The 12228-nt window shown below is 66.2% G+C and carries 6 protein-coding genes; 3 read left to right on the forward strand and 3 right to left on the reverse strand.

The window, feature by feature from the left end; genetic code table 11:
* Positions 1 to 151: 151 nt before the first annotated feature.
* Positions 152 to 2653 carry a family 20 glycosylhydrolase gene (locus tag SP6_RS01395; protein WP_167541256.1) on the forward strand — a complete coding sequence of 834 codons (2502 nt, stop codon included), beginning with the start codon at positions 152 to 154 and terminating at the stop codon, positions 2651 to 2653.
* On the opposite strand, the gene SP6_RS01400 is transcribed toward SP6_RS01395, so the two are convergent.
* Positions 2637 to 4586, reverse strand: a complete 1950-nt coding sequence (locus SP6_RS01400; RefSeq protein ID WP_007407112.1) for a glycoside hydrolase family 84 protein — start codon at positions 4584 to 4586, stop codon at positions 2637 to 2639. The genes SP6_RS01395 and SP6_RS01400 overlap by 17 nt on opposite strands.
* Before the next feature lie 234 nt (positions 4587 to 4820).
* Positions 4821 to 6605, reverse strand: coding sequence for an ABC transporter transmembrane domain-containing protein (locus tag SP6_RS01405; RefSeq protein ID WP_007407111.1), 1785 nt, complete (start codon positions 6603 to 6605; stop codon positions 4821 to 4823).
* A gap of 209 nt (positions 6606 to 6814) precedes the next feature.
* Here SP6_RS01405 and SP6_RS01410 point away from each other — a divergent pair, with 209 nt between their 5' ends.
* Entirely contained in the window at positions 6815 to 8032 is a 1218-nt protein-coding gene (locus SP6_RS01410) for a polyhydroxyalkanoate depolymerase (protein ID WP_007407113.1), read from the forward strand.
* A 203-nt stretch (positions 8033 to 8235) separates the two neighbouring features.
* Here SP6_RS01410 and SP6_RS01415 read toward each other — a convergent pair whose 3' ends face one another.
* Entirely contained in the window at positions 8236 to 8715 is a 480-nt protein-coding gene (locus tag SP6_RS01415; protein WP_007407114.1) for a pyridoxamine 5'-phosphate oxidase family protein, read from the reverse strand.
* Between the two features lie 578 nt (positions 8716 to 9293).
* Here SP6_RS01415 and SP6_RS01420 point away from each other — a divergent pair.
* Entirely contained in the window at positions 9294 to 12224 is a 2931-nt protein-coding gene (locus SP6_RS01420) for an L-glutamate gamma-semialdehyde dehydrogenase (RefSeq protein WP_007407117.1), read from the forward strand.
* Positions 12225 to 12228 lie beyond the last annotated feature (4 nt).

Consider the following 12228-nt stretch of genomic DNA (forward strand, 5'->3'; position numbering starts at 1 on the left):
GGGGTGTCACCATGGGCGAGGACGGTCTGCCATAACAACCAGTTACACCCCTCCACCAGCTTCGCTGGTCTTCCTCCCCTTGCAGGGGAGGAAGACTAAGGTCATGATCCAATGTAATACCAGTATGGCGTAGCGGGACGGGCAGAACATGATGACTTTATGGACTTCGGCCGCGATCCTGGCGGTGGCGCCGAGTGCGCAGGGCGATCTGGACCGGCTCGCGGCGACGCTGGGCTATCGCTACACCATATTGACCAACCGCCCGGCATCCTGCCCGACCGGCGTGCCCCGCTGTTTCGAGGCGGACATCGCCATCGCCGTGCCCAAAGGCGCGCCCAGCCTGCCGGTCGAAATCCGCTACAGCCTGGTCAACCCGGTGCTGAAGATCGACAGCGACACCTTCGACAACCGCACGATCAACGGCGACCTGAACGTCCTGACGCTGAAACCGGGCCAGTCGTTGAAGCCGGGCCAGACCTATCATGTGAAGCTGACCGGCCTGGGTGCGTTCTTCTCCCGCAACCACATGATGCCCAATGCGACACTGGCCGTGGCGGGCCTTGCCCCGCGCGTGATCGCCGCGACCCGGACGGGGACCGAGGCCGAGACGGGGCTGGAAACCTTGCCCTTCGTCGCGCCGATGACCGATGAGGCGGCACTCGCCCGCAGTGCGCCGGACGATCAGACGGTGTGGCGCACGCCGGAACGCGCCTTCAAGCTATACGCCCAACGCGGCGCGACGCCGGTCGATGTCGCGATCCTGCCCAAGCCGATGAAGGTCACGCGGCCGACCGGTGGGCCGGTCGATCTGTCCAGGGGACTGCGCGTGACGGCAGAGGGCTTCCCCCGCGCCGCCCTCGCGCCTGCGCTGGCCGGGCTGCCGGTCGGTACCGTGCCGCTGACCATTCGCAAGGATGTCGCATTGCCGTCCGAAGGTTATCGCCTGGCCATCGGGCAGGGCGGCGTGACCATCGCGGCGGCGGATGCGGCGGGGGCGTCCTATGCGCTTCGGTCGTTGGCGCAGCAGATGGCGGCGGAGGGGACGACGCTCCGCCCGCTGATCGTCGAGGACGCGCCACGCTACGGCTTTCGCGGGCTGCACATCGATCTGGCGCGTAACTTTCACAGCAAGGCCGAAATCCTGAAGCTGATCGAGCAGATGGCGGCCTATAAGCTCAACAAACTCCATCTGCATCTGGGCGATGACGAAGGCTGGCGGTTGCAGATTGCGAGCCTGCCCGAACTGACCGAGGTGGGGGCCTATCGCTGCGCCGACATCGCCGAAAAGACCTGTCTGCAGCCACAGCTCGGCGCGGACCCGGCGCGCAATGCGCCGACCAACGGCTATCTGACCGCTGCGGATTATTCTGAGATCCTGCGCGCCGCCAAGGCGCGGCAGATCGCGGTCATCCCCTCCTTCGACATGCCCGGCCATTCACGCGCCGCGATCCGGTCGATGGAAGTGCGCTATCAGCGGCTGATGGCCAAGGGCGACCGGGCGGGGGCCGAACGCTATCGGCTGGTCGAGCCGGGTGACACCACCCGCTATTCCAGCGTCCAGCATTATGACGACAACACGCTGAACGTCTGTATCGACAGCACCTATCGCTTCATCGACACGGTGATCGACGACATCGCCGGGCTCCACAAGGCGGCGGGGGTGCCGCTGACCACCTATCATATCGGCGCGGACGAGACGGCGGGGGCCTGGAAGGAGTCGCCCGCCTGCAAGGTCGTGATGGCGCGCGAGGGGCTTCAGCCCCAGCAATTGGGCGCGCGCTTCATCGAGCGGATTTCGGCCGACCTCGCCAAGCGCGGCATCGCGGTTGCCGGATGGAGCGACGGTCTGGGCCATACCGACCCCGCCAGGATGCCCGCCAAGGTCCAGACCAATATCTGGAGCAACCTGCATGGCGGCGGTGTGGCCGAGGCGCATGGTCAGGCCAATCGCGGGTGGAAGACGGTGCTGTCGATCCCCGATCTCGGCTATTTCGACATGCCCTATGCCGCCGATCCCGATGAGACGGGCTATGACTGGGCCTCGCGCGGGGTGGATAGTTTCCAGGTGTTCGGCTTCATGCCGGGCAATCTGGCCGCCAATGCCGCGCTGATCCCCAATATCTTGTCCCAGCCCAAGCCGGTGGCGGATACCGTCCCGCTGCAACCGGGCCGGACGATCGCCGGAATCCAGGCCCAATTGTGGAGCGAAACCGTCCGCCGCGACAGCCAGGTCGATTACATGCTCTTCCCCCGCCTGCTCGCCTTGGCCGAACGCGCCTGGAGCAAGCCGGACTGGGAGCCCGCTTACGTCGCGGGCGCGACCTATACGCCGCAGGATGGCCGGGTCGATCAGACCAAGCTGTTGACCGGATGGCGTGACTTTGCAGGACGCATGGGCGTGCAGATGCGGATGCTCGACCGGGCGGGCGTGACCTATCGCCTCGCCCCGCCGGGCGCGCGGATCGCGGGCGGCAGGCTGGAGGCCAATGCCGAGTTCCCCGGCACCCCGATCGAGTATCGCATGGGCGGCACCGCGTGGCGGCGGTATGACGGGCCGGTGGCGGTGACGGGGGCGGTGACGGGGGCGGTGGAGCTTCGCACCCGCACCCCCGATGGCCGCCGCGCCAGCCGGACGGTTACGGTCTCGCCGTAACCGCGATCAGGCCGGGCGCGTCAGCGATGAACGTGTCGAGCACGCCATCGGCGATCTTGATCGGCCCGTCGAAGCGGACGGCGCCCGGAATGCTCTGCACGGCGGCGGCCTGCGCGGCGATCCGCCTGGCATCGGCGAAATAGCGCGTCGCTGCGGGATTGCCCCGGTCGGCGGCGTCCAGCCCGTCGGCGGTCAGGTTCAGCGCCCGGCCCCAAAGCTGCATCGCCTCCAGCCAGGGGCGTGACTGTTCGGCAAAGCCGGGATCGACCACGCCGGCGCGGATCGTGTCGGGAGCGTCGGCGATGGCATCGGCCTTGCGACGCAAGGCGGTGAGGGCCTCGCGCCGTTCGCTCTCATCGCCATTGGCCAGCGCCTCGCGGACATGGTCGAGCAGCGCCTTCAGCCTCGGCGCCTGTTCCTGCCAGGGCTGGCTGCCGAAGGTGGGGGCGAGATGCTGGGTATCGAACAGTTCCAGCAGCGCCTGGGTAGCCCGCGCGTCGTTCCCCGCCAGATTGCGCGCGGCATAGTGCCAGGTGCGGTCGGCATCATAGCCCTTGTCGTTCCAGGCGAAGGCCAGCACCCCCGTCACCGCGACGCGGCTGGGCACTTCCTGGTTCATCGGGTTGGACAGGATGCCGGTCAACTCGGTCGACAGCCCCGCCTCACGCTTGGCATAGGGGGCGAGCAGCAGCCGTCCGGCGGAACTCGCATAGTCGTTGACCGGATAATTGTCCCACAACAGCGTCTTGCGCCCAAATGCCTTGGTCGCGGCCTTGGCATCGGGGACCGAGATGGCGGGCGGCACGACATCGGTGCCGGTCCACTGGACGACGATGCGGGGATCGAGATTGGCGCGCAGCGCCGCCTTATAGGGGCTTTCCTTGGCGTCATAATATTCGGTCGGCACCATGATCAGCGGCTTCGCGGCGGGATCGCGCCGAACCAGATCGGCCTGCACCGCATTCAGCAGCTTGGACTGGGCGACCCCGGCGGCCTGTGCGCCCGAGGGCCCGAAGGCAACCTTGTCCTTGTCGCAATTCCACTTCTGATATTCGATATCGTCCAGCGCGACATAGAAGCTGTGGACGCCGATGCCGCGCAAAGCCTCGAACTTGCGGAGCAGCGTCTGCTCGTCCGCCGGATCGGAGAAGCAGATCGAGGGGCCGGGCGAGATAGCGTAGACGAAGTTCACATGGTTCGCGCGCGCGGTCGCGACCAGCGTACCCAGTGCGCTCAGCGTCGCCGCCGGATAGGGATCACGCCACTTGTCGCGCGCGAAGGGGTCGTCCTTGGGGCTGTAGACATAGGTGTTGGCCTTCATCTGGCCCAGGAAATTCAGATGCTTGGTCCGATCCTCCATCGACCAGGGCTTGCCATAGAAGCCCTCGATCGTGCCGCGGATCGGCATGGCGGGATGATCGCGGATGACGAGCGCCGGGATGCTTGGCCGGGCGAGCAACTGGCGCAGCGTCTGGACCGCGTGGAACAGGCCGTCCGCGTCATGCCCGGCCAGGGTGATCAGGCCTCCGGCGCCCGAGCCGATGCTGGCCAGCGTATAGCCTTCCGCCTGGTCATCGGCGCTGGCGTTGCTGCGGGCCAGGGCCGCCCGGACGAGGGCGGCGCTGTCGGGGCCGAGGACGATGGTCGGCCGGTCGAGCGCGGCGGGCAGGCGCGAGGGCGTGGTCACCTGCGTCACGCCGGCCTGGGCCAGCAGGGTGCGGACCAGGGTCGCGGTTTCGGGCTCGGTACCGGGGGCGACGATCAACGCGACCGAACGGCCCAAGGCGATCGTGCCGTCGCCTAGCGTCATCGATGCGGGTGCGGGGAACAGGGCGGGGAGAGTGGCGGGGCTGGCCTGCGCCGTCGAGCTGAGAAGCGCAAGGGTGATCGCCGCCAGCGCGCCACCCATCCATCCGTCTGCCGTCCGCGTCATCCTCAATCTCCGGTATTTAACTGGTATTGTCGAAGCCTAGGGGAGGGGGGGGCGGGCTGCAAGCGCGATTGCGGGTGGTATTTCAGAGGGTTGTGAAGAGGTGGAGCGTGGCCCTCGACTTCGCTCAGGCTGAACGGGGGTCTGGGCGAAACCCCTTGCCCTCGCCCCGTTCAGCCTGAGCGAAGTCGAAGGCCAAGGGATCCCTCGCCCAAAACTGGTAATAAACCGGCTATATCAGTCGTGAAATTGCAGGCTCGCAAGCCGCGCATAGAGCCCGCCACCCGCGATCAGCTCGGCATGGCGCCCCTGCTCGACGATCCGCCCGCCATCCATCACCACGATCCGTTCCGCCGCGCGCACGGTCGCCAGCCGGTGCGCGATGACCAGCGTGGTACGATCCGCCATCAGCCGCTCCAGCGCTTGCTGGACAAGCTGTTCGCTCTCGGCGTCGAGTGCGCTGGTCGCTTCGTCCAGCAACAGGATCGGCGCATCGCGGAGTAGCGCGCGAGCGATGGTGATGCGCTGGCGCTGCCCACCCGACAGCCGCGCGCCGCCTTCGCCCAGGAAGGTGTCGAGCCCCTGTGGCAGGGCGCGCAGGAAGTCGGCGGCATTGGCGGCCTCGGTGACGGCCCAAAGCTCGTCGTCATTCGCGTCCCAGCGTCCATAGCGCAGATTGTCACGTGCCGAGGCGCCGAAGATTACCGTTTCCTGCGGCACCATGGCGATACGCGCGCGGATCGCGGCCGGATCGGCATCGCGCAGGGACACGCCGTCGAGCGAGATGTTGCCGCTCTGCGGATCATAGAAGCGCTCGGCCAGCTGGAACAGCGTCGACTTGCCGGCGCCCGAGGGTCCGACCACCGCCACCGTCTCGCCCGGCCGGATGTCCAGCGAGAAGCCGTTCAGTGCGGCGATTTCGGGCCGGGTCGGATAATGGAAGACGACGTTATCGAAGCGCAGTGCGCCCATCGGCACGACCGGCAGCACGGCGGGGGCGGGGGGCGGTGCGATCTCCGGCTGTTCGGCGAGCAGTTCGGCCAGCCGCTGTGCCGCGCCCGAAGCGCGCAATATGTCGCCCCACACCTCGGTCAGCGCCTGAAAGGAACCGGCGACGAGCATCCCGGTCACGACGAACGCCGTCAGCGAGCCACCCGAGAGCCGCCCGCTGGCAACATCGGCGACCGCTTCCCACAGCAGCAGGGTGAGGCCGCCGAAGAACAGCCCGATCACCATCGCGGTCATCACCGCACGCAACAGGAAGCGCTTGCGCGAGGTGGCAAAGCCGTTGCTGACCGCCTGCTCGAACCGTTCGGCCTCCCGCCGCTCCTGGCCGAACGCCTGGACGACCTTCATCGCGCCCAGCGTCTCCACCGCGATCGCGCCGATATCCGCCAGCCGATCCTGGCTGTCGCGCGAATAGCTGCGCACCTTCTTGCCCAGCAGCACGATGGGCAGCACGACCAGCGGGATGCAGACCAGCAGCGACAGGGTCAGCTTGGGCGACAGGGCGAACAGATAGATGGTCCCGCCGATCCCGATCACCACGTTGCGCAGCGCGATCGACACGGTCGAGCCGACCACCTGTTCGATGATCGCGGTGTCGGCGGTCAGCCGGCTGGCGATCTCGGAGGGGCGGTTCTCCTCGAAATAGCGCGGCGCCAGCCGCAGCAGATTGGCCTGCACCGCGACACGGATATCGGCCACCGTCCGCTCGCCCAGCCACGACACGAAATAGAAGCGGAAGGCAGTGGCCAGCGCCAGCACAAGCACCACCGCCAACAGCCCCTGGAAATAGGGGGCGATATTGCCGGTATCGCTCATCCGGCCGAAGCCGTGATCGATCACCTTCTGAAAGGTGCGCGGGATGAACAGCGTCGCGCTGGCCGCGACCAGCAGCGACAGCGCGGCCGCCGCCAGATGCGCGGGGTAGCGCAGCGTGAAGCGCCAGACCATTTTCAGATTGCTCAGGCGACGGCTGGGCGGAACGGCGGGCTTGGGGGCAGCGGCGGGTTTGGCCATGATGGCTTGGGGCCTAGCAGTGCCGGGACACGGGCTCAACGCCGGTGGCGGTGATCGCGCATCGTTCCGACGCTTTCGGGCGTTATGCGAAGCGATGGATCACGGGCAATATGACGTGATGGCCATATTATGGTCATCTTGCGCAAACGGTTTCGTGGTAAGCGGTAGGTCATCATGGCTCCCGATCGTGGAGCGCGAGGGAATCGACGATGCTGTACGACGCCTATGAAATGCAACGCTCGATGCTGGCGGGCGCAAGTGCGCTGGCCAATTTCGGGGCGGGGCTGCTTCAGAATCCGGCCAATCCCTTTGCCTATTTCGGCGGCGGCGCGATCATGGGATCGGCGCTGGAGGTCTTCGCCCATGCCTCGGCACCCCGGGGCAAGCCGGCTTTCGGCCTGACCAAGACGATCGTCGATGGCCGCGAAGTCGTCGTTCATGAAGAGATTCTGGCGCGCAAGCCCTTTGGCCAGCTCAAGCGCTTCCGCCGCGAGGGGGTGGAGGACAGCCCCAGGCTGCTGATCGTCGCGCCGATGTCGGGCCATTATGCCACGCTGCTGCGCGGCACGGTCGAACGGATGCTGCCGACCTGCGAAGTCTATATCACCGACTGGCGTGACGCGAAGCTGGTGCCGCTGTCGGACGGGCGGTTCGATTTCGACGATTATGTCGATTATATCATCGATTTCCTGACCGAGATCGGGCCGGGTGCGCATATGCTGGCGGTGTGCCAGCCTTCGGTGCCCTGCTATGTCGCGGCCTGCGTGATGAGCGCGGACAAGCATCCCTGCACCCCGCGCACCCTGACGCTGATGGGCGGACCGGTCGACACGCGCGAGGCGCCGACCTCGGTCAACCTGCTGGCGACCGAGCGACCCCATGCCTGGTTCGAGCAGAATGCGATCGCGACCGTGCCGATGACCTATCCGGGTGCGGGGCGGCGGGTCTATCCGGGCTTTCTGCAGTTAGCCGGGTTCATGTCGATGAACCTGGGCAACCACATGATTTCGCATTGGGAGATGTTCAAGCATCTGGTCCAGGGCGACGGTGAGAGCGCTGATTCGACCAAGCGATTCTATGACGAATATCGCTCGGTGTGCGACATGACGGCGGAATTCTATCTCCAGACGGTGGAGCTGGTGTTCCAGCGTCATGCACTGCCCAAGGGTGAGATGCTGCATCATGGCAAGCGTGTCGATCCGGGCGCGATCAGCGATATCGGCTTGCTGGCGATCGAGGGCGAGCGCGACGATATCTCGGGCCTGGGACAGACCCGTGCGGCGCTGACGCTCGCGACCAATCTGCCGGAGGAGAAGAAGCGTTATTATATGGCCGAAAAGGTCGGCCATTACGGCATCTTCAACGGCTCCAAATGGCGCAACCAGATCGCCCCGGTGGTCGAGGAATGGATCAAGGCCAACGCCTGACCTCCGGCCCAGCCTTCTCGTCCCTCCGTTCAGCCTGAGCAAAGTCGAACGCCAAGGGAAACGGCTCGCCACATGCCTTTGGCAAAGGCTACCCCGTGGCCTTCGACTTCGCTCAGACTGAACGGAGCGGAGGCACAGGCGAGAATAGAAAACGCCCGGAAGCCCTTGGGCCTCCGGGCGTTTCGCATTCCGGCTGTCGCGGATCAGGCGACCGAGCCGACCACCGCATGGCTGGACGACTCGTCCGAACGGATCGTGCCGCCGAACAGCATCTTCACCCGGCCCGACAGCGAGATGTCGGTTTCCCACAACTCGGCCGAATTGATGTCGAAGCGCAGCAGCGTCAGGTTCGGATCGTTCTTCCCTTCCGGAAACCAGGCCTCGACCTGATTATTCCACAGCTTGTCGATCTGCTGACGATCATTGTCGGTCGACACATGGCCCGCGAGGCAGGCGAAGAAGTCATGTCCCTTGCCGACGAACTGCGCCATCGCCTGACCGCCGCCTGCAATCCGGTTGTCCTTCCCTGCGAAGAAGAACAGCGTGTTGGGCTGATCGTCATCGATCTGTGCGGTCATCGGCTCGGAATGCTGGCCGTCGGTCAGACCAATCATGACGAACGGGCTGTCCTTCAGCTTGTCGAGGAACTTGGCGGCGATTTCCTGGGGGCTGTCATCGGCCATCTTGGCTCTCCTTTCAGGGGTTTGACGGGAGAACGACGCGGGGGCGGGGATGGTTGCGAATAAGATCTCATGTAATCGGACACCGATTTGACATGATCTTATGTGGCCGTTCGAGTTAGTGATCGCTCGACGGCAAGTCCGCCGTCACTTTGCAGAAAGGAATGCGGATGTCCGTAGCCGATCTGTGCCTGATCCTGGGCGTCGTCATCGCCTTCGCGACCTTGGTCGTGAAGATCATCGACGTTCGTAACAGGTAAGGTGCCCGGCGGGGCTCGGGTAGCCGCCCGAGCCCCAAAGGATTTGAGCCCCGGTCGTAGCCGCGACCGGGGCTCTACAGAAAGGCGGATGTCCTCGCCTTCAATCCATATACGCCAAAGGCATCAAAATTTCAATTCCGATGGGAATGGCGAACCACACCCCACATCGTATCAAACGATACCCAATCCCCATATTTCCCGCTAAGCGCTGGTCCATCACAGCATAGCCATGCGACCCGCCAGCGCTTCGCCGCGCGCCGGGCCGCTCGACCGGAACTTGGACCTATGACCTCTGCCGTAACTTCCGACGCGCGTAAGACCATGAAATCGCTGTATCGCGCGCCCGAACCCGATGTCCTGAAGCCGCTGCTCGACCGTGCCGCCGCGACCCCGGAAGCGCGCGAACGGATCATGGGCCATGCCTCGGGCCTGCTCGCCGATCTGCGCGCGGCACAGAATCGCGGCTGGGTGAACCAGTTCCTCCAGGAATATCGCCTCAATTCGTCCGAGGGCGTCGCGTTGCTCAGTCTGGCCGAGGCGTTCCTGCGCGTGCCCGATCCCGAAACCGCCGACCTGCTGATCGCCGACAAGCTGGGCGAGGCGGACTGGCGCGCGCATACCGGGCGCTCGGCGTCGAAGCTGGTCAACTCGGCCACCTGGGGTTTGGTCGTCGGCCGTGCGCTGGTGGGCGAGGGCGAGGCGGGCCCGCTCAAGCGGCTGCTGTCGCGCGCGGGCGAGCCGTTCGTCCGTCAGGCGGTCGGTGCCGCGATGCGGATGATGGGCGAGATCTTCGTGATGGGCCGCACCATCGAAGAGGCGATGCGCCGCATGAAGAAGCCCGAGAACAAGGGCTTCACCGCCAGCTTCGACATGCTGGGCGAGGCGGCGCGGACGCATGACGATGCCGAGCGCTATTTCCAGGCCTATGTGAAGGCGATCGACGCGGTCGGCTCCGACCCGGCGGCGGGGCATTCGGTGTCGGTCAAGCTGTCGGCGCTCCACCCGCGCTACGAACTGCCGCGCGCCTATGAATGCGTGCCCGCGCTGACCGACATGCTGGCGCAGCTGGCGCGGCAGGCGGCAGACAAGGGCATCGCGCTGACCGTCGATGCCGAGGAGTCCGAGCGGCTGGAGATGAGCCTCGACATCATCGGCGGCGTCGCGGCGCTTCCGGCGTTGAAGGGTTGGGATGGCTTCGGCATGGCGGTGCAGGCCTATGGCAAGCGCGCCCGCGCGGTCATCGCCTGGGCCAACGGCCTCGACCGGATCATGAACGTCCGCCTGGTCAAGGGCGCATACTGGGATAGCGAGATCAAGCGCACTCAGGTCGAAGGCCTCAACGACTATCCGCTGTTCACCCGCAAGGCGGCGACCGACGTGTCCTATCTGGCGGTCGCCAAGGACATGCTGGCGGCCGAGAATATCCGCCCCGCCTTTGCCAGCCACAATGCGCTGACCGTCGCGACCATTTTGGAATGGGCGGGCAATTCCCACGACTTCGAGTTCCAGCGGCTTCACGGCATGGGCGATGGCCTGTACGAGCGGCTGGTGCGCGAGCATGGCCATAAGTGCCGCATTTACGCGCCGGTCGGCGGGCATCGCGATCTGCTGGCCTATCTGGTCCGCCGTCTGCTGGAGAATGGTGCGAACTCCAGCTTCGTGCATCAGCTGGCGGATGCGCGGCTGACCGAGGCGGAGATCCTCGCCGATCCGGTCGCCAAGATCGCCGCTGTCGGTGGTGCGCGGCATCCGAGCATTCCGCTTCCCATCGACCTGTTCGCACCCGGGCATCGCAACTCGACCGGCATCGACCTGAGCGACATCGCGACGCTTGACGCCACGGTGAAGGCGGTCAATGCGCCTGCCGTGAAGCCGGTCGTCGCCACCGCTGATGTCGCTTCACTGGTCGCGCGCGCCCATGCGGCCTTCCCGGCCTGGAACGCGACGCCGCTCGATACCCGCGCGGCCGTGCTGGAAAAGCTGGCCGACCTGCTGGAGCAGGATCGCGAGCGGCTGATGGCGATTCTGGTGCAGGAGGCGTTCAAGACCATTCCCGACGCGATCGGCGAGGTTCGTGAAGCCGCCGATTTCTGTCGCTATTATGCGCAACAGGCACGCGCACGGCTCGGTTCGGTCGAGCTGCCGGGGCCGACGGGCGAGCGTAATACGTTGCACCTCGAAGGGCGGGGCGTCTGGGCCACGGTCGCGCCGTGGAACTTCCCGTTGGCGATCTTCCTGGGGCAGACGGTCGCAGCACTCGTCACCGGCAACACCGTCGTCGCCAAGCCCGCGCCGCAGACGCCCGCCATCGCGCAAGCCGCAGTCGAGCTGGCCTATCGCGCGGGTGTGCCGCGCGACGCGCTGCTGCTCGCGGTCGGCGGGCCGGAGGTCGGCCAGGCCCTTACCGAGGATCACCGCATCGCGGGCGTGGCCTTCACCGGCTCGACCGCCACCGCCAAGCGGATCGCGCGCACGCTGGTGGCCGATGACGACCGCCCGATCGTGCCGCTGATCGCCGAGACCGGCGGCATCAACGCGATGATCGTCGATTCGACCGCGCTGCCCGAACAGGTGGTGGCGGACGTCATCACCTCGTCCTTCCGCTCGGCGGGGCAGCGTTGCTCGGCGCTCCGGCTGCTGCTGGTGCAGGCCGATGTCGCCGACAATGTCATCGAAATGCTCAAGGGCGCGATGGAGACGCTGGTGCTCGGCCCCACGGGCCAGCCGGCGACCGATGTCGGGCCGGTGATCGACCAGGCCGCCTATGACAAGCTGATGGCCTATCGCGCGTCGATGGTGACGCAGACGATCAAGACGCTCGACGCGCCTGTCGACGGCCTGTTCGTGCCGCCGACGCTGATCCGGCTCGATCGTGTCGAGGATCTGACCCAGGAATGGTTCGGTCCGATCCTGCACGTCGCGACCTGGGAAGCGGGCACCCTGTCCGAGACGATCGCGAAGGTGAACGCCAAGGGCTATGGCCTGACCATGGGCCTGCACAGCCGCATCGCCCGCGCCAGTGAAGTCGCTGAGAGCGAGGCGGCGGTGGGCAACCTCTATATCAACCGCTCGATGATCGGCGCGATCGTGGGCAGCCAACCCTTTGGTGGCGAGGGCCTGTCGGGCACCGGGCCGAAGGCGGGCGGGCCGCATTATCTGTACCGCTTCTGCGCGGAGCGGGCGGTGTCGGTCGACACCACTTCGGCAGGCGGCAACGCGACGCTGTTGTCGCTGGACGAAGGGGGCATCTGATCCG

Origin of the sequence: Sphingomonas paucimobilis NBRC 13935 (assembly GCF_000739895.2) — a bacterium.
GTDB classification, from domain to species: domain Bacteria; phylum Pseudomonadota; class Alphaproteobacteria; order Sphingomonadales; family Sphingomonadaceae; genus Sphingomonas; species Sphingomonas paucimobilis.

Excerpts from the sequence above, each read along its gene's own strand:
- SP6_RS01395 (WP_167541256.1), top strand. The coding sequence starts at position 152 with ATGACTTTATGGACTTCGGCCGCGATCCTGGCGGTGGCGCCGAGTGCG.
- SP6_RS01400 (WP_007407112.1), bottom strand. The coding sequence starts at position 4,586 with ATGACGCGGACGGCAGACGGATGGATGGGTGGCGCGCTGGCGGCGATC.
- SP6_RS01405 (WP_007407111.1), bottom strand. The coding sequence starts at position 6,605 with ATGGCCAAACCCGCCGCTGCCCCCAAGCCCGCCGTTCCGCCCAGCCGT.
- SP6_RS01410 (WP_007407113.1), top strand. The coding sequence starts at position 6,815 with ATGCTGTACGACGCCTATGAAATGCAACGCTCGATGCTGGCGGGCGCA.
- SP6_RS01415 (WP_007407114.1), bottom strand. The coding sequence starts at position 8,715 with ATGGCCGATGACAGCCCCCAGGAAATCGCCGCCAAGTTCCTCGACAAG.
- SP6_RS01420 (WP_007407117.1), top strand. The coding sequence starts at position 9,294 with ATGAAATCGCTGTATCGCGCGCCCGAACCCGATGTCCTGAAGCCGCTG.